We start from the raw sequence: 17,657 nt of genomic DNA on the forward strand, positions 1-17,657 counted from the left end.
GCTTTGCAATGCTAGTAAATCACCTTTTCTTTCTCATTAAAACTGCCCAACAAAAATCTTTTCCAAATAAAGAGTTGTCTTTACATTCTTTCATTTCTCTAAATTCAAGTATACAAAAATATTGTTCTAAGATTGTCTTTAGTTTAAATTCTGAAAAGCCTAACCCACCTTGCATTGAATATTCACGGTATACATCATAATCCGATATATTGGCCCCACCTTTTAAATTAAAACAAGTAAGAGCATAATAGCCATCATCTTTTAACATCTTAGATATTTTACTAAGATATTTATTCCTCCTATGTGGCTTTATATGATGCAGACATCCGGCATCATATATGTAGTCATAATTATTATCTGGAGTCTCAAAATCAAATATTGACATATTAATAAAGTTCACATTCAAAGAACTCTCTAAGGCCTTTTCACGAGCCCATTCAATAGAGGTTTGTGAGAAATCAATTCCATGAACTTCATATTGTTTTTTTGCAAGGTAAAGCGAATTTCGCCCATTTCCACACCCAATATCTAAAACCTTACCTGGCTTAAATATATTGCTATCTATATATGAAACGAGATTTTCATCAGAATCATTCGTAAAAAATGGTATAGGTTTATCCTTGTTTGAGTAGAATTTTCCCCACCACTCTGCATCTCTTTTCTCTAGTAAATCGTCCAACATCAAAAATATATCTTCGTCACTTCTGATAATCTCATTATTAATTTTATTTATCACTTTTCTCAATCCCCCAACCTCAATTACTTGTTAAATAGATATACATGCAGATAGCGCAAGACGTCTCGTGCTGCCAACATTTCTGTTCCTGTCTAAGCCAGCTTTTTACTAGAAATTACCCTTATAAACTTTCCTATTATTCAGTTGTAATTTGATATCTTTTTAATATTTCTAATACTTTACAGGCCGTTTCTTCAACGCTCATGTCTGTGGTATCAATTTTAGGATTGCCTAAACCCTCATATATATTTCTTACAGCTAAAGCTCTACCGATACGCTCCTCATCTCTACCATCCTTGAGCATTCGAAATTTATTTTCATCATAACTACAAGTTATTGATATTGGAATTAGTTGATAGTCTATATCCCTAATATTCTTTATTACATTTTCAAAAATCTGTTTCCTTGGACCATGAAATCCATGATTGAATATAACATATTCTAATGTACTGCTTTCTAAATAACTCCTTAACATAAATGAAATGTTCTTTTCAACCATTTTTATAATTTCATCATTAAAAGCAAATGGATTTGTCATCCTGCACCATTCACTCTCTAGCCAAGCCGAATTTTCAATTTTCATATTTAAGGTTTTGCATAATGTAGATTTACCTACACCATTTGGTCCATTAATAAAAATTAATTTCTTCATAATCTTATCCCCTATGATTATCCTTTAAATATTAATTTAGTCTTATAATTTAACTTTTAAAAATTGGAATTTCTATCTTACTGGTGGTTTCCATAATGGTGCATCTATAAATGTAGTGTCTTTTACATTTGGAAGAATATCATATATGGAACAATTCATTTGTTGTTCAAAATACTCTTTTATTTCAAATGTTTCATTCCAACGTTCCACAGTAAATGGAAATGTTCCATAGCGTCTTGTTGTATTAACAAAGCGCTTTTCTAACATACAAAAGCCTTGATCATCTGCAAGTGAATCACAAACAATCAACAGTTTATCGTAGTCATCATAAGTTATTTCATTAAGATACTTCCTAACAAATTCGCTTTCTTCGTCACTCATATCGTTCTTTCCTATTTCTTTATCAAAATCAGGAACTGGGAATGAATGTGTCAAACAAATTCTACCCACTTCATCCCAACCCTTTTCCATCATGAATTTATATCCGTCAATACCATGTCTTCTTGCATTTATACCATATCTTCTACCTATATCATGAAGAAGCCCTAGCACATATGCCTTGTCTGGGTTAAGATTACTACATTTTTCAGCAATCATTTGAGCTGCTAATCCTACATTGATAGAATGCTCTGTCCACGGTCCATGGTTTAATTGTGCTGCTATTTCTAATTCCTTTTCAGCCATTTCTCTATTTGGAAACATGTTATCCTCCTAATATATATAATGTTCAAAATCCTCTTTACCCAATTTCAATAATTTAACCATTATAACCCTCCATCAATATTAGTACTTCATATAAAAACTAAAGGTTCTAAACTTAGTTTTATATTTTGCCTTGATAATTTTCTTACTGTATATCATTCATTTAAGATTCGTAAAATGGTTATTAACAGAGGTCAATCCAATAGATTTGCTGCGCCTTACCTTCATAAATATTTTCACAAGTTAATATACCACCACAACTAATTGCAGTTTTCATTGAAGGAATATTATCTTTATCACATGTAATCATAACTTTTGGGATTTTCAAATTATATGCTTCGTCTAAAGCAAGCAAAAGTTGCTGTTTCCCATAACCTTTTCTTCGTTCCGATGGACGAACTCCATAACCTATATGCCCACCATGCTCTTCTAATTCAGGAGTTAAAAAATGGCGTAGCTGTATACTTCCAATGATTTTATTATCAGTTTTTCTCACTGAAAAAAATGTACTTGCATGGACATTATTTCTCAGCTTATCTTTTTCAATCGAAAGAACAAGTTCGAGCCATTCATCAAAATTATTAGCGTGGGCTATGCCACAACTTCCATTAATATGAGTTTCCCCAAAATCAAAATATTCCTGTCTATACTCCCAAATGGCTTCTTTTAATTCAAAAGAAGGCCTTATGATAATTAATTCATTTGTCACTATCTCACCTCTTCAAATATAGATTTTCTTCATTCTCACATTATAGCTTCAATAAGAAACCCCCATAAAAAGAGTGACGAAAGGTAGAACGGCGACACTCTGAGCATCTTTCTTTAAAGAAAGGTGCCCAAACATCTTCAATAACTTTTAAATAAACTCTTGTAATCTAATTCCTCATTTAAATATCTATATTAACTTTTCCTCAGGTATTAAAACAAAGCCTAGTTCTTTGTAGAGTTCCACTCTTTCTTTTGAAGTTTGAAGTACAACTAACTCCATATTGTTTTCCATCTCTAATCTTGAAGCTTCAGTTACAGTTGCCCTTTGCATTTCCTCATTTTTATCCTCTTCTAACACAGTAGTAAAGTAGAAGTAGCTCACTTCCTCAAACCTAATAGTGCAAGTTGCAGAAATTACTCTTCTATTTAAGTACCCTAGATATAGAGTAAACGGTGATTCTTCCTTAGTCACAGTGTCAAATAGTTCCTCCTTGAATACGTTAAATTCTTCTTTATTGTTGCAATAAGCTAAAGCAACTACTTCACACCAAACCTCCATATCCTCTTTATCTTTGACTTCCTCAACCTTAAAATCTTCCAACTTACAAGAAATTTTGTTTAATTCGAACATAGTGTTAAACATATGCTTCTCAGTAATTCTATCTAAACTTAACCTGTTTTTAAAAGATTCTAAAAGGTTTTCTAAGAATATTTCTTTTCCCTTATAACTTGCCTCTACAGTTTCCTTAGGGATCCCAGCATTTATTCCAAACCATTCACATTTTCCATGCTCAATGAATCCACACTTGTGGGCAAGTCCTGGGGACATATTATTTCCTTGTACTATTTGAAGGAAGGGAACCTTTCCTTTTTTAATAATTTTTTCTGCAAGATCAATGGTTACATCTACTGCATAACCCCTTTTCCTATATTCTTCTTTGGTATACATAATTCCCATGGAATCATCCTTATGGATTAATACCCAACAAGCAATATCTCCATCTACATATACTGCTGAGGATGGTCTGTTATTTATATCAAGCTTAATATCCTCAAGACTCCATGGTGATCTATAGGTGTAATACTGGTCTACTATCTCAGCATCTTTTATATCTATATCACTAACAGGATTTTTTATTAGACTTAGATCCAACTTCTCTTCAGGTAAATAATAAAGAGTACATTTACTTTCCCAAGAATTCATAAATCTTTTTCTAATTTTTTCTGCTACAGATTTTTTAAGTCCCGAAAACCCAAAGAATCCTTCCATAAAATAACTGGCTAACATTTCGTCTATGAAATTATCATCTTCTGAATATATATAGTTAAAATAATCCTTTCTAACCATTACTCCCTTTGGATAATTTTCATCATCTACATATATCTCTGCATCTGGTACGTTATCTATTACTCCTAATATATTTAAATTATAAATAAGATCACTTTCTAGGAAATCTCTTATAGCTTTATTCATTTCTACTTTTGCTAACATTTTATATTACCTTCTCTTTCCACTTGTTTCTTTTAAAATAAATAATTATTATTGCAGCTTCTATAACCACCGACAGTGCAACAGCTATCCATACACCGTTTGTTCCCATATTAAAAGTCTTGGCTAATACATAGGCAATTGGTAATTTTAGCACTACATTAGCAACTAGAGATGAAATCATTGGAGGGAAGGTATCCCCTGCCCCTTGAAAAACTCCACCATAAATAATTGGAAAAATTACAAATATTAATCCTAGATATACTATCCTTAAATACTCAGCTCCAACTTTTATAACTTCATATTCTCTAGAGAAAATTTTCATGATTGCCTCAGGAAAAATAAAATACGGTATTGCAAATAAAACCATATTAAACACTGCCAGCTTTATTCCTTCTTTTATGATGCTATCACAGCCATGAATATCTTTTCTTCCAAGACTTTGACCCACCATAATTGCTATTGCTGTAGATAATCCAACTAAGAATATAAAGGTGTAATTTATGAGCTGACCTCCTGCCCCAAAGGCTGCAGAACCTGGGTTTCCTCCAACTTCATAAACTAGTCTCACCATAAGCATTCCTGTTATTGGTCTTGCAATTTGTTGTATACATGCCCAACTTCCAATTTTTAAAATTCTTATACTGTTATCAATCTCAAGCTTCATAGACTTGATAAAACTTATAAAACTATTACCATAAATTCTTTTAATTAATATGGCAACTATGAATACCAATGAAAATACCATAGACAATACAGTAGCTAAAGCTGCTCCAGCTATGCCCATGTTAAATGGAAACATAAATAAAGGTGTAAAAACTGCATTTATTATATTTGATGCCCCAAAAATATATAATGGCGTTCTCGTATCACCCAGAGCTTGCATAATTGTTCTTGCTGCGGAATTTAAAAATACAAATACAGTTCCAAGAAACATTACAGACAGATATTCTTTAGCATAATTAGTTATTGTGACTTCTGGATTGAACATTACTTTTATTATAGGAACTGTATAAACAAAACAAACTACGCTGAGAATTCCTCCAATAATCATGGAAATTAGAAAGGCTTCTCCGCTAAACTTTCTAACAGAATCCATATCTTCTTCCCCATAGCTCCTTGAAACCAGTGCTATGATCCCTGCGGAAACTAAAGTTGAGAACACAAATACTACTGAGGTCACCGAATTTGCTATGGATGCCGATGCCAATGGCTCCGTTCCTAGCATAGATATGAACATCATGTCCACGGTTCCAAGTAGGCTTTGCAATATCATTCCTATCATTACTGGCCAAGATAATTGAAATATTTTCTTTAAATCTGATGTAACTTTAAAATTTGTTATTTTATGAATCATTTTCTCCCCCGCTTCTGCTATAGAAAACTAGATTTTTTCCTTAATAATTAAATTAAATCCTTATTATCCTACTAAGCTTATACAATCTAGCTCCTACATCCTAATTACTATTTTTCCTTATATTATATTTTCTTTTTATAAGCATATATGGTCCTATACTCCTTAAAGCCAACTCTTTCATAAAGCTTTTGAGCCTCATAATTCGTTACTCTAACATTTAGTTCAATTTGTTCAACCTCAAAGCTAAGCAGCTTTTTAATAGTATCCATAAGAAGTGTAGTGCCATAACCTTTCCCACGACTGTTTTCTTTTACATGTAGTAATACAACATCACCATTTTTTCTATCTTCAGATATCTCATAGTAAATGTACCCTACAACTTCTTCATCATCTATTGCTAGAACTAATTTATGATTATCACTTATTTCATTAATTAGTTCATCCAAAGTAAAAAATACTCCTTTAGGATGAACTTGAGACAGGCCTTCCTTATAGGTTGGATTGTACTGCACTAGCTTACATTCCTTGTTTACCTTAGCCTCATAAAATCCTTCACTATCATATACCATTGTTTTCTCTGCATTGTATAGTTCAAAGTTATTACCTTCACACCACTTGGTGCAGGCTTCATTATCTAGAAAGAAAGCTATTCTAAGCTCCTCCATGCCCTGTGGCAATTCCTCCATACACAATTCATATAGTGACTTTGCATATTGATTAAAATACTGTTTCTCGATAATAGGACCTAAAAGTCTTACTGTGTTTTGCTCCTTTGATATATAAGTCCCAAGGGCCCCTACAACCTTCTCATTCTCTATGCATAGAAAGAAATTACTTTTATCATAGGAAGAAATATCACCATAGTTTTCTGGAATCCAAGCCACAGAATATTCCTTTAGATTATTATACTTATATAAAAACTCCACTAACTGCTCTTCATATTCCCTGGACATTCTTTTTATCATAATAAAATTCCCCCAAACCCTTTTAAAAATATTTTCTATTAGACACTTTATCTTTGCACTGCTTCTTTGAAACTCTTAAAAATCATTGTGCGTTTATTACAATATCTCTATAAAACAAAAGACTACAGGAAAGCACCGCCTTCCTATAGTCATAAATATCTTTCTTATTTTTGCAAACTAATTATACGTAAATAAGCATAGCTTGGCTAAGTTTATTTACTCAGTTGAAAAACAATATAATATCTTGGTTCTATAAAATGACTCTTTCTACTTACTACACAAAGAAGCATCACAAAAAACCTAACAACCTAGGCATGAAAAACTTCTTTTAAATTTTCAACAATGAAAATTATTAGTAAGCGGTATTCATCATCTTACAAAACCTCCTTATTACTTATATTACAATTATATACAATGTTAGAAATTATATCAATATGTATTTTCTGCATTTTCTAAATTTTCTTTCACAGAAATGAACAATAAGAAATAATACATTAACAAAAGTAACTTATTTTAAAAAGAATGCAGTAAAGACTCTAGAATAATCTATTTTCTTCACTGCATTCTCTGTATTTCATTCTATTTTTTTATTTCTTTAAATTTTATTTCTTTAATATCTGAATTAACATTTATCTTTCTAGGTCCAAAGCTAACTTTAACAACCTTATGAGGATAGCTTATAACTTGACTCACCATGTCATCAGCTTTAGGCTGAGTTACCTTTGTTTCTACATTTAAAATTCCCTCATTATCTTCCATATAGGAAACTTGTAAATCATATCCTCCATTAGGTTTTTCCCCTAACCCGATATAAAGATAGTTTTCGTTCCCTACTGTTATGAGTTTGTATCCTTCTGTAGCTATTAAATTTGAGTACTGATCTCCTATAATTTCCTTTGCCTTATCAGTATCAACGTATTCTACCTTAAGCTTATTAACAGTTATTCCTTGATTTTGCTCAGCTCTTGGTGTTTCCTTAACTATTGGTTGTTGTACGCCAACACCCACACCTACAGCTATCAATAAAAGAATCATAATATTCTTCATGAATTATCACTCCTATTCAATGATTATATCTACTATACGAATCTAATAATTGAAAGTTATACTAATTGGTAAAATTTATACAAAGATAATAGTTTATCCCCTCATTACAAATACATACAATTTATTTAAACAATGTGAAATCCCAATTCTCACACTATTAAATAATGAACAAGTTCATTTTGTTAAGCGACTTTGGAAGGAGATTTGACTCCCAATTTAAACTTATTTAACCACTAAAGAGGTTGGAAGACTTATCCTTCCAAAATGTCGTTAAATATTTCTCTTTACTTAAAATATACTCATTCATTACTACTATTTCTTATACTGATATTACTATTACCACTAATGTTGCTGCATCTTTACCTGTTTCTTTTATTGTAAATATCTAGAAGAAATAGGTTATTACTTTAGCTGCTGGAATTAATAATAATTGCCCAAGTAATGTTCCCACTAGTTTTGTTCCTATGAGCATAATTACTAAAGTTTTTACATCTTCATATTCCCTTTTCCCCCTAGTGGCTTCATCTGTAATTAACGCTGCCTTTGGGTCAATAAACATAGTAAGAAGTATACTTGCAATTCCATTAATCATTCCCGAAGATGAGGAAATTGCTACTCTATTGTCAGGATTAAAGGTTGATCCATAATAAGCTGCCAGTACCCCAATGGCATATATCCCTGTTATTAAAATATTTAATACAAGTAACCTTTTAGGGATATTTTTGTATCTTAAATTCCTAATCATACTTCTTGATGGTGACACTGTGCTTTTTGCCACTCGTTTTATATTTGCTAAACTCAAGGATTGCACTACTAAACTTGGAACGGAACCAGTTTCCTCAAGTTTTGTAACTGCCTTAGAAAATATGGTTAAAAATGTAGGTATTAGTACAATTCCTAATACTGTACCTATGGTTGTGGCAAAAATTATGTACCTAATTTCCACAATAGGATCATAGGCAAGCTTGATGCTCTTATCAATCATAAGTCCAATTAAAGGTGCCTGAAACATATTGGCAGTTCTTGCAACTAACACTATCAGGTTAAATAGAGACATGGATAATGCAAAGTTCCCACTTTTTACTGAATTTAATCTAACTGCATAAGCTAAAGTATCAACCACATGGATGATAACTGTAAAAATCATTAATTTTATAAATAAATCAAAACCTAAAATCATTTTACTCTCCTTTAAATAATGTATGAATTCATTAAGCTAATAAAATTTTACCATACAATACTGTAAAAGTATTCTATCCTATTTATGTACTACTGTGAACAATAAGTTACATCTTTACAATTGTCTATTAAGATTAATTTATTTAATTTGCGTATAGATTACCAAATTCAACAATGACTTTATTTTTATAAAATTATCTAACTAAAAAATATTATCAATTCAACAATATTATAATTATCCCATCTTAATATGATTTAAATCCATTTTTGTGCCTAAGGTTCTTTTATCTTTTTATGATTATAATAACAAATATTTTTGCCCCACTTTTATAAGCTTACTTTAAGTAAATCCCCCAAAACGGCTTAAATGCTATATATTCTTATATTCTTATATTGTTATATTTATAAAAATATATAAATATTACTTTTTATATTCTAGTATTATTCACCTATGTCCAATTCCAATAAGCTTTCAATTTGATAAAAAAAGGTATGCCAATTTAATTAGCACACCCTTCTGTATAAAACTATCTGTAATTTTTTATCCTGTTATAAAACAAATTATTAATTTTATTTATCTAAACTTAGGATCTTTTCAAGTAATTATTTAAGACTTTCAATAGCTCTTTGTGCCCATTTAGAATCCTTAAATATTGCTCTTCCAACTCCAATTAAATTTGTTTTTTCTTCTTCTAATAATCTCTCAGCAGCTTCAACATCAGTGATTCCACCAGTTAGAATTACTGGAATAGATACAACTTTTTTAATAGCATCTGTTAATGGCCAGAAATATCCCTGCTCTGCTGCGTTTGGCATCACATATCCAAGGAACCCACCAGAAATATCGAGAATGCAAACTCCTGCTTTTTCAAATTCCATAGCTGCAATTACACTGTCCTCGACAACTGTTCCACCTTCAATATAATCTGCTGCACCTAATCTTAAAAGAACTGGGAAGTCATTTCCTACAGCTTCCTTTACAGCTTTAATTACTTCAAGGTGAATACGAATACGTTTATTCACATCTCCACCATATTCATCAGTTCTTTTATTTGAAAGTGGTGAGAAAAATTGATTAAGTAAATATCCATGGGCTGAATGTATTTCTACTGCATCAAAGCCTGCTTCCTTAACACGACGGGCAGCTTCAGCAAAATCTCTTATTATTTTTTTTATTTCATCCTTAGAAAGCTCTTGAGGTACTTCCCTTTCCTTGAAGCGAGGATTCTCCACTTCTGATGGTCCCACAGGATTAGTGCCTGTAACTTCTCTAGATGCCGCTCCACCTGCATGGTTAATTTGCATAACAGCCTTTGAACCATTAGCTTGAATAACCTTTGCTAATTTTTTTAATCCTTCAATATCGCTATCTTGTGATATTGAAAGTTGTCCATTACTAGCTTTTCCTTGTTGATTTATAAAGCTATGCTCGATGATGATTAATGATATATACCCACCCTCAGATTTTTCTTTATAATAATTTAAAATTTCTTCACTTACCTTGCCATCGCCTTGGGATTTAGCTGTAGCCATTGGTGGCATAACTAAACGGTTATTTAACTGTAATTTTCCTACTTCTATTGGTTTAAGTAAATTGCTCATTCGAAACCTCCATGCTTTTTAACTTTATTGAACTATAAATATATTATAACTCAATTTTACCAAGATTCATGGCAATTACATGTTAAATTTTTCTATAATGCGCTATTATCTTGAATAGCTCCGTAGTGGAATTGTTCTCTTGATATATGCTGTTCCTCTGTAAATGGAAAAGGTTCACTGCCTACATCAGAACCTTCAGTAATGTTATTTGGTGCTCCATTCAAACCAGCTTCGACTTTTCTTATGGTATAACTTTTTTTTCTATTGCTCATAATATCTCTTTCCATTTAATACACCTCCAAAGTTCTAGTTACATATTATTATCTATTTTTGAACTAGAATTTATGTATTAACCTTTCCCACACACAAGCATTGATTTAGGTGAATATGCTAAAGAACTTCCTTCTAATGGTACTGTTCCAGGCATGCCTGGTTGGAAATGGGTGCATACTCCTGGTGATACAGAAGGTCATATTGCACTATTCCGTGAAAGAGATGGAATTCTTATTCCTGGAGATGCCTTCACCACTGTAAAGCAAGAATCTTTGCTTTCTGTTATTACTCAAAACGAAAAAATAAATGGCCCTCCAGCATATTTAACTACAGATTGGGAGTCAGCAGAAACCTCTGTAAGACTTCTTAGAGATTTAAAGCCATCCTTAGTTATCCCAAGCCATGGTAAGCCTATGAGAGGCACAGAACTCACAGAACACCTAGATATGCTTGCAAAACATTTTGAAGAAATTGCAGTTCCAGAACAAGGTAAATTTGTAGACTAACCTATCTATTAGCTTTATATTAGAAACAGAATAAGAAGCCTTCTAAACTAAGAAGACTTCTTATTTTATTTAGATACATTTTAGGAGGATAAAATTTATAACTAAAGTAAATTTTAATTTCTTACTTTCATCTTTGTTTTCTGAAGTAGGCTTTGATTAATACACAAATCAACTTCAAACTCTTTAAAAATCAACTTATTTATCACTTAAGGTTTAAGGTTTATTTCACAAAAGGTATCCTTTGTATTATTTGATTTAATATTAACCTGTCTTGGATTAAAACTAAGCTTTAAAATCCTGTGTGGGTAAGTTATAACTTGTGTTACCATATCTCCTTCTTTTGGAGATATAACATTCAATTCTACATTTAAAATACCTTCATTGTCTTCTAATCTAGTTACCTCAATGCCATACCCACCTGTTGGTTTTTCACCTAAACCTATATAAAGATAGGTTTCATTGTTTATATTTATCACTTTGTATCCCTTGGTTTGACTTATACTTGTGTATCTTTCTCCTAGAATTTCTTCAGCCTTACTTTCATCTATATAGTTTATTTCTAATTGATTCACAGTAATTCCTTGATTTCGTTCAACCTTAGTCGGTTCTTGTGTTTTAGGCATTTTTCTATCCATAGCTCCCACATAGGTAGGGATTGATATAACTAATGCAGCTGCTAATACAATCAACATTTTCTTCTTCATTTTTCTCTACTCCCCTTTAAATATTATATTGTGCTTTATCTTCATTTTTATCTATTTTTACTTTTAATATGTATCTTTTATATTTGTGATTTATTTTGCCATATATTTTTATTCTTTAAAATATATACGTTATAAATTACAAATTAGTCTCGTATTTCAGCTCTCTAGGCTTATTTTATTGCTTTTAAATGATGAGCAAGTTCATTTTGTTAAACCACTTCTGGAATGAAATTCCACTCCCACCAAAGGTTGATTTTTATCACAAAAGATGCTGGGTGAATTATCCTTACAAAATGTCGTTAAATATAATGTTTATATTATTTTGTTCATTTTAGTTTTTAATACTTTATCTTTGTTTATGCATAATTTATGAGAGAACCTAAAGTGAAAGATACATCCTATACATAGAAAAGAGGTATAAAACATTTCCAATGTGTTATACCTCTTTTTATTATTCAACTAAAGGGATTAAAAAAGATGTTACATAAAGATTACTATCACTTCTTAGGGAATGCATTACTCCTGCTGGCACTATAAATGCTTTACCTACAGTTAATTCAACCTCTCCATCTTCAAGAACTCCAAAGCCTTCTCCTTTAATACAATAGAAAATTTCATCATTCTTTGGATGTTTGTGAAGTGTCACATTTTTTTCTGCATGAATATGATAAACATTTGTAATCACACCTGCTTTAATATTTTCTAAATCCATTAACTTCACTCCTCTCTAGTGTATATTTTACCTCATTAGGTGCAAAAAAGAAGCCTTAAGATAAATATTAAGGCTTCTTTTACTTTGTTTTTCTATTACTAACTTTATAACTAGCTTAATCCTAAACCTTTTCTCTTTCTATTTATATGAGCTTCTATATCATTTGCAACTTGAACAGGGTCATCTCCAAGAGCAACTTTACCGCCAGTTACTCCTTCAACCTTATCTGTTAATAAGTCCACTAATTGTGGAGCACCTGTTAAGAATGGGGTTGGTGATAAGTGTGTATATGCCCCATAAGCTACTGCAAATATACCATCAATTGTTGCCTTTTGCTCCATCCATTCTGGTGCAGTTACAGCTATTGGTAGGTCTGGTACATCTACATTTAAATGATCTGCTAGTGCAGTAACGAGCATTGATATTCTTCCAGTATCTGTACAAGTTCCAAAGCTTAATACTGGAGGCATATTTAATGCGTTACATATTTCTTTTAAACCTTCTCCTGCCATATTATTAGCTGCTTCTAGAGAACAAAGTCCTGCTACTTCAAGAGCATGGTTTCCACATCCTCCTGCAACAACTAATATATCTTTCTTAATAAGCTCTTTTGTAAGATTTACTGTGTTCCAGTCTTGTGGACCATTTCTTAAAGTTGAGCAGTTTGCAAGAGCTACAACACCTTTAATTTTTCCAGCAACAATTACATCTACAAGTGGTTCTAATTTATTTCCAAGAGCTTCTAAAACTGCTTCTGTTGAGAAACCAGCTATAGCTTTTGTAGTCATCTTTGGAACCATTGGTTTTACTGTATCTTTTCTCTTTTTAAAGTTTTCTATAGCAAGCTCAATTAACTTATCTGCCATAGCATCAACTTCATCTGGGTTATAAGGAATCTTATGTTTTAATCCTGGTAAATCTATAAGTGTGCTTACAGCAACTAAAGTAGCTTGGTATTTTTCAGCATACATATCTAAGTCTGGTGGAGAACAGTTTTCTTCCATAGCAAATACGTCTACTGTACCAGTTGCAAGAAGAGGCTCTATTGCTAACCAGTTTCCCATAAGTCCTACAAATATATCATCAACATCAAATCGTTGTAGTAATTCTTGACCTGTTTCTATGGAACCTACTATTCTAAGACCTTTTGCTCCAGCAGCTCTTGCTCTGTCTTGAACATCCATTCTTCGTGCTTTTTCCATAGTTGCAACTCCAGCCCAAGGTTGGTGTCCATTAAACACTATGTTTATATATTCTGGGTCCATTATTCCTAAATCTACAGTTACTTCATGAGGTTTTGGTGTTCCAAATAGTATATCTTGAACCATCTCAAGACCTATTTGAGTGTTGTATATAGTAGCTATACCAAGTCTAAGTGCTTTCATAGCTAAAGATGCATAGTTTCCGTCTACGTTTGTAAGACAACTTGCTACGCAGTTTTGTTCTTCATGAACAGTTCCAGCAGGGTAAATTCCGATTTCTTTCCACTTTTCCTGTCTTTTCTTTGGTGCAAAAGCTTTAACCATTATGTTTTCTTCTTCTACCCCAATGCTTTGTTGGTCTTCTAATAACACCGCAAGTTCAATTGCCATATCATTTACATCTTGATTAGTATCTATCCCTACTTTTTCGCACATCCATTTAAGTTTTTCTACTTCTTTTATTTTAAAAGGTGTTTTTCCTTCTGCAGTTGCTTTTAAAGTACGGAAGGCTTCATAAGCATGATGGCTATATGTACCAGCTCCCATGATGTTTTGAAGTAATAAGTTTCTCATTGCCATAGCATCAGGGCCAATACCACATACGCCTTTAGTTTGACCGCCTTTTTCACTTATTCTACATGGTCCGTTAGAACATAATTGACAGCTTAATCCTTCAAGACAGAATTTACAACGAATTTTCTCTTGAAGTGGATATCTATCGAAGGCGTTAGACATACCGTCTTCTCTAATTCTTACTAGCATTTCCTCAACAGAGTCATGATAACTTCCACGACCTTCTGCTTTTTCTAATATTAAATCACCCATTAAAATTTCACTCCTTTAGTCTTTTGATAATAAGTTTTCCCTTTGGGGTTTAAATTATGTATAGGATTAATTGAAAGTTTATATTAATAGAAAACAGGGATGAAGAAGCACATCCCCCTCCCTATTGTTTTGTCATCTGAAAAGAAGTTTTTGCATCAATGGTTAAAGGCATAGTTATTCCCTGAGGTGCAATATCACTAGGTTCAAAAACTATACTTCCCACAATTTTTTGAGTGGAATTTCCACTCTCAGCCATCCCAGAATTCTTATTAAGTTTAAAGCTTCCAGTTTGAGTACCATTTAAATCATATCTTGCTTTTATTCCCATCATATCCATTGGCTCCGCATCACCATTAGTTTTAATCTCTGAATTCATATCAATAGTTAAGAATTCCTTTTGGTCTTCTTTCAATGTATATTTATTATTAACTGTTATTGGATAACCCATATTTATAGTTTGAGTGTCTTCCCAAGTATCCCCAACTTTTGTGTTCTCAGGAGGGTACACCTTTGTAACCTTTGAGAAAGAATCTTTTAGTGCTTCATCTCCAAAGTTTTGCTCAAAAGCCTGCTCTATACTTTGCTTTGTTTGTGAGTCTTGTATATTTAAACTATTAACTAAATCTGACATTAAGGCATCTACACCTTGTATATCCAAAACATTACCTTGTTTATCAATTCTCATAGTAATGGATTTTCCTATGATACCTTTGTATACACTGCCTAATGGATCATTGCTAGCCCCTTCCTTACTTGAATCATATTGAAGACTTTCTCCGTCAGCTTTAATGTCAACCACTACTTTATCAAAGGTTGTGGTTATAGATGCTACTCCTTCTTGGTCAACCTCAGTTACATCATAAGTATATTCCATATTCATAACTTGATTAGACTCACTGCTTTGACCCTCTAAGGTTTGAACTATCTTCTGCTCAATACTTTGCTCAATCTTATACTTTTCTCCCTTTTTAACATTAAAACCTAAGTTGGTTTCCTTAGTAGTACAAGAAGTAAAAATTAAAACTGATAATACCAAAAGAAAGCAAGTTATTGTACTTTTTTTTAATTTCATAAAAAAACTCCTCCTTAAATTTGATTTAAAAATATATGACTCATTAAAGAAACTATAGTGTTTTTGACTTTCATGGTGCTTTAAAAACATTTGAGAAGCTTCAAGTCTCCCAAATTCTATAAGTGGAAGATCTTAAGCCTAGGAAAATTCCATTGCTAAAACAAAATCTTTTTACTCACAAAGGTACTTCATTTTGTGCAAATCTGCATCCTGGGTTGTTAGCCTTAAGCAACTTGCTAGGATTTAATCTAAGATAACTTGCAAAGATACAAGTGAACTTAAAAGCAATACTCAAAACTTCAAAGAAAAAAATAGTTAGCATCTCTACTAACTATTTTTAGGATGCCTTATATAGAAAGAATCTCTCAAAGCATCAATTAATATTCAAATTTAAGGAATTTCTCCAATTTTTATTGAAATAATCTATGTTTTACTTTTGGATACCTAACAAGTCCTCAACTCTATCCATCATATATCCGTAGGAATCAAAAACACCTTGATTATAGAACTCTGGCCCAAATTTTTCTGCAATAAAATCTACCATTAGACTTGCAGCTAAATCTCCTAGTTCCTCTTCTCTTTCTTTATAAAAGTATTCTTTCAATTCATCTACCATTTCGGCTTTTTTCTCTTTACTTAATTTAATCTTATTATTTTTCTTCATGTTTATCACCCTTAACCTTCTAAACCAGCTCTCTCAAGCACAACCTTTTTAAAATTTTCTACTCCTACTCTATCCAATAAAAATCCTAACTTTTCCCCATCTTCAGCAATTTCTTTATAATAATCAAATATTGTATCCACTAGTTTTTCTGTGTCTTTTTCATCTAAGTCCACAGCTATAATATCTGCAAGTCTTGGATTATATCCTGCAGAACCACCTACTGTTACCATAATTCCTGTTTTGTCAGCTATAATTCCTAAATCCTTACTATAAACACTTCCACAAGCATTTCTGCAACCAGCAACCCCTATCTTTGTTCTGCAAGGCATTATCTCCCACTGATATTTTCTTGAAAGCTTCATTCCTATACCAATAGTATTGTACTTAGCTCTTTTGCAAAAACCTGCTGGACACATCTCTACATTTTTCACAGAATTCTGTGTTTTTACTGCTGGTAACATCCCTAGTTCTTCCCAAACAGCAGGTAAATCACTTTCTTCTAAATTAGTTATAAGTATTCTTTGACCTGAGGTTAGCTTTAACACTCCATCATATTTTTTAGCTACTCTAGCTATTTTCTCAAGATTATCAGCACTAATAAAACCTCCTGGAATATGTGGAGTTATTCCAAATTTTCTTTTCCCATTTCTTATTTTCTGTAAGTTTCCATAGTTACTCATTTTATTAAAATCTCCTTTTTCTCACTTTACTTCGTAAATTTATAACATTAATTTCTGTAAATCATTATTTTTATCATAAGTTCACCATTTATAAAGGGATATTAAACTTTTCTTGCTTCTCTTTAATTTAAATTATAATATTTCTTTTGGAACACCATAAATATCCATATAGGTGCTACATTTGAGTAAATAAACAAAAGTATACTTTTAGCTATTGAGAGTTTATTTTCAACACCTAAGTCTAGCATCTTAAACCCCATCTCATGAATGAATAAACCGTTGTATTGAATAAAAGCAAGGGATATGGCTGCTGTAAGCCCCATAATAACCATCCCCACCAAGATACAAAATAATAATTTTAAAGTTCTATTTTTCTCATAGCTTTTTATGTGTTTTGGAAGGTTGTAAACTTCACTATTTTTAAATACTGCTAGCATAATTAAAATTATACCCATAATAAGGTAGTATTTACCACTATAAATTGGAAAGTTTAAAAAAGCATTAAAATCCATATCCCAACCCCCTTACCATTTTTCCTATTCTTTCTCAATAATACCATATATTAATTATATTACATTTTGT

18 protein-coding genes and 1 pseudogene are annotated in these 17,657 nt (G+C 31.9%); 1 reads left to right on the forward strand and 18 read right to left on the reverse strand.

The annotated features are described in order from the left end of the window. Nucleotides 1-19 precede the first annotated feature (19 nt). The 11 genes from RR409_RS10675 to RR409_RS10725 all read right to left on the reverse strand — a co-directional run bounded on the left by RR409_RS10675 (nucleotide 20) and on the right by RR409_RS10725 (nucleotide 10,724). On the reverse strand, nucleotides 20-736 hold the full coding sequence (locus RR409_RS10675; protein ID WP_332557737.1) for a class I SAM-dependent methyltransferase: 717 nt from the start codon (nucleotides 734-736) through the stop codon (nucleotides 20-22). A gap of 136 nt (nucleotides 737-872) precedes the next feature. Beyond that, nucleotides 873-1,388, reverse strand: coding sequence for an AAA family ATPase (locus RR409_RS10680; RefSeq protein ID WP_332557738.1), 516 nt, complete (start codon nucleotides 1,386-1,388; stop codon nucleotides 873-875). Nucleotides 1,389-1,460: 72 nt separating this feature from the next. Next, nucleotides 1,461-2,090 carry an HD domain-containing protein gene (locus RR409_RS10685; RefSeq protein ID WP_332557739.1) on the reverse strand — a complete coding sequence of 210 codons (630 nt, stop codon included), beginning with the start codon at nucleotides 2,088-2,090 and terminating at the stop codon, nucleotides 1,461-1,463. Nucleotides 2,091-2,274: 184 nt separating this feature from the next. Continuing rightward, nucleotides 2,275-2,799 (reverse strand): GNAT family N-acetyltransferase, encoded by a 525-nt coding sequence (locus tag RR409_RS10690; RefSeq protein ID WP_332557740.1) that lies wholly within the window; start codon nucleotides 2,797-2,799, stop codon nucleotides 2,275-2,277. Nucleotides 2,800-2,985: 186 nt separating this feature from the next. After that, on the reverse strand, nucleotides 2,986-4,290 hold the full coding sequence (locus RR409_RS10695; protein WP_332557741.1) for a GNAT family N-acetyltransferase: 1,305 nt from the start codon (nucleotides 4,288-4,290) through the stop codon (nucleotides 2,986-2,988). 1 nt (nucleotide 4,291) lies between these two features. Next, nucleotides 4,292-5,644, reverse strand: coding sequence for an MATE family efflux transporter (locus RR409_RS10700; protein ID WP_332557742.1), 1,353 nt, complete (start codon nucleotides 5,642-5,644; stop codon nucleotides 4,292-4,294). A 122-nt stretch (nucleotides 5,645-5,766) separates the two neighbouring features. Beyond that, nucleotides 5,767-6,609, reverse strand: a complete 843-nt coding sequence (locus RR409_RS10705) for a GNAT family N-acetyltransferase (RefSeq protein ID WP_332557743.1) — start codon at nucleotides 6,607-6,609, stop codon at nucleotides 5,767-5,769. Nucleotides 6,610-7,188: 579 nt separating this feature from the next. After that, a complete protein-coding gene (locus tag RR409_RS10710) occupies nucleotides 7,189-7,656 on the reverse strand; it encodes a protease complex subunit PrcB family protein (RefSeq protein ID WP_332557744.1) in 468 nt (155 codons plus the stop codon). A 385-nt stretch (nucleotides 7,657-8,041) separates the two neighbouring features. Further along, a complete protein-coding gene (locus RR409_RS10715) occupies nucleotides 8,042-8,836 on the reverse strand; it encodes a lipid II flippase Amj family protein (protein ID WP_332557745.1) in 795 nt (264 codons plus the stop codon). 602 nt (nucleotides 8,837-9,438) lie between these two features. Continuing rightward, nucleotides 9,439-10,437 (reverse strand): NADH:flavin oxidoreductase, encoded by a 999-nt coding sequence (locus RR409_RS10720; protein WP_332557746.1) that lies wholly within the window; start codon nucleotides 10,435-10,437, stop codon nucleotides 9,439-9,441. 92 nt (nucleotides 10,438-10,529) lie between these two features. After that, nucleotides 10,530-10,724 carry a hypothetical protein gene (locus RR409_RS10725; RefSeq protein WP_332557747.1) on the reverse strand — a complete coding sequence of 65 codons (195 nt, stop codon included), beginning with the start codon at nucleotides 10,722-10,724 and terminating at the stop codon, nucleotides 10,530-10,532. Between the two features lie 69 nt (nucleotides 10,725-10,793). Between RR409_RS10725 and RR409_RS10730 the strand changes: the two are divergent. After that, nucleotides 10,794-11,216 (forward strand): annotated as a pseudogene (locus RR409_RS10730) (MBL fold metallo-hydrolase); the annotation flags it as partial. Between the two features lie 206 nt (nucleotides 11,217-11,422). On the opposite strand, the gene RR409_RS10735 reads toward RR409_RS10730, so the two are convergent. The 7 genes from RR409_RS10735 to RR409_RS10765 form a co-directional block, all read right to left on the reverse strand. Next, nucleotides 11,423-11,920 (reverse strand): protease complex subunit PrcB family protein, encoded by a 498-nt coding sequence (locus tag RR409_RS10735; RefSeq protein WP_332557748.1) that lies wholly within the window; start codon nucleotides 11,918-11,920, stop codon nucleotides 11,423-11,425. Between the two features lie 451 nt (nucleotides 11,921-12,371). Beyond that, nucleotides 12,372-12,632 (reverse strand): cupin domain-containing protein, encoded by a 261-nt coding sequence (locus tag RR409_RS10740; RefSeq protein WP_332557749.1) that lies wholly within the window; start codon nucleotides 12,630-12,632, stop codon nucleotides 12,372-12,374. A gap of 110 nt (nucleotides 12,633-12,742) precedes the next feature. Continuing rightward, on the reverse strand, nucleotides 12,743-14,659 hold the full coding sequence (cooS, locus tag RR409_RS10745; protein WP_332557750.1) for an anaerobic carbon-monoxide dehydrogenase catalytic subunit: 1,917 nt from the start codon (nucleotides 14,657-14,659) through the stop codon (nucleotides 12,743-12,745). Between the two features lie 121 nt (nucleotides 14,660-14,780). Continuing rightward, nucleotides 14,781-15,731, reverse strand: a complete 951-nt coding sequence (locus RR409_RS10750) for a DUF6263 family protein (protein WP_332557751.1) — start codon at nucleotides 15,729-15,731, stop codon at nucleotides 14,781-14,783. A gap of 430 nt (nucleotides 15,732-16,161) precedes the next feature. Further along, nucleotides 16,162-16,395 carry a DUF2164 domain-containing protein gene (locus RR409_RS10755; protein WP_332557752.1) on the reverse strand — a complete coding sequence of 78 codons (234 nt, stop codon included), beginning with the start codon at nucleotides 16,393-16,395 and terminating at the stop codon, nucleotides 16,162-16,164. Between the two features lie 11 nt (nucleotides 16,396-16,406). Then, nucleotides 16,407-17,075, reverse strand: coding sequence for an NAD(P)/FAD-dependent oxidoreductase (locus RR409_RS10760; protein ID WP_332557753.1), 669 nt, complete (start codon nucleotides 17,073-17,075; stop codon nucleotides 16,407-16,409). A 122-nt stretch (nucleotides 17,076-17,197) separates the two neighbouring features. Beyond that, nucleotides 17,198-17,587 carry a hypothetical protein gene (locus RR409_RS10765; RefSeq protein ID WP_332557754.1) on the reverse strand — a complete coding sequence of 130 codons (390 nt, stop codon included), beginning with the start codon at nucleotides 17,585-17,587 and terminating at the stop codon, nucleotides 17,198-17,200. Nucleotides 17,588-17,657 lie beyond the last annotated feature (70 nt).

The organism is Clostridium sp., from assembly GCF_036642255.1.
GTDB lineage: Bacteria > Bacillota > Clostridia > Clostridiales > Clostridiaceae > Clostridium_J.

What these genes read in the sequence shown, in the direction of transcription:
- RR409_RS10680 (WP_332557738.1), bottom strand. Translation starts at nt 1,388, where the DNA reads ATGAAGAAATTAATTTTTATTAATGGACCAAATGGTGTAGGTAAATCT.
- RR409_RS10685 (WP_332557739.1), bottom strand. Translation starts at nt 2,090, where the DNA reads ATGTTTCCAAATAGAGAAATGGCTGAAAAGGAATTAGAAATAGCAGCA.
- RR409_RS10695 (WP_332557741.1), bottom strand. Translation starts at nt 4,290, where the DNA reads ATGTTAGCAAAAGTAGAAATGAATAAAGCTATAAGAGATTTCCTAGAA.
- RR409_RS10700 (WP_332557742.1), bottom strand. Translation starts at nt 5,644, where the DNA reads ATGATTCATAAAATAACAAATTTTAAAGTTACATCAGATTTAAAGAAA.
- RR409_RS10705 (WP_332557743.1), bottom strand. Translation starts at nt 6,609, where the DNA reads ATGATAAAAAGAATGTCCAGGGAATATGAAGAGCAGTTAGTGGAGTTT.
- RR409_RS10710 (WP_332557744.1), bottom strand. Translation starts at nt 7,656, where the DNA reads ATGAAGAATATTATGATTCTTTTATTGATAGCTGTAGGTGTGGGTGTT.
- RR409_RS10715 (WP_332557745.1), bottom strand. Translation starts at nt 8,836, where the DNA reads ATGATTTTAGGTTTTGATTTATTTATAAAATTAATGATTTTTACAGTT.
- RR409_RS10720 (WP_332557746.1), bottom strand. Translation starts at nt 10,437, where the DNA reads ATGAGCAATTTACTTAAACCAATAGAAGTAGGAAAATTACAGTTAAAT.
- RR409_RS10725 (WP_332557747.1), bottom strand. Translation starts at nt 10,724, where the DNA reads ATGGAAAGAGATATTATGAGCAATAGAAAAAAAAGTTATACCATAAGA.
- RR409_RS10735 (WP_332557748.1), bottom strand. Translation starts at nt 11,920, where the DNA reads ATGAAGAAGAAAATGTTGATTGTATTAGCAGCTGCATTAGTTATATCA.
- RR409_RS10740 (WP_332557749.1), bottom strand. Translation starts at nt 12,632, where the DNA reads ATGGATTTAGAAAATATTAAAGCAGGTGTGATTACAAATGTTTATCAT.
- cooS (WP_332557750.1), bottom strand. Translation starts at nt 14,659, where the DNA reads ATGGGTGATTTAATATTAGAAAAAGCAGAAGGTCGTGGAAGTTATCAT.
- RR409_RS10750 (WP_332557751.1), bottom strand. Translation starts at nt 15,731, where the DNA reads ATGAAATTAAAAAAAAGTACAATAACTTGCTTTCTTTTGGTATTATCA.
- RR409_RS10755 (WP_332557752.1), bottom strand. Translation starts at nt 16,395, where the DNA reads ATGAAGAAAAATAATAAGATTAAATTAAGTAAAGAGAAAAAAGCCGAA.
- RR409_RS10760 (WP_332557753.1), bottom strand. Translation starts at nt 17,075, where the DNA reads ATGAGTAACTATGGAAACTTACAGAAAATAAGAAATGGGAAAAGAAAA.
- RR409_RS10765 (WP_332557754.1), bottom strand. Translation starts at nt 17,587, where the DNA reads ATGGATTTTAATGCTTTTTTAAACTTTCCAATTTATAGTGGTAAATAC.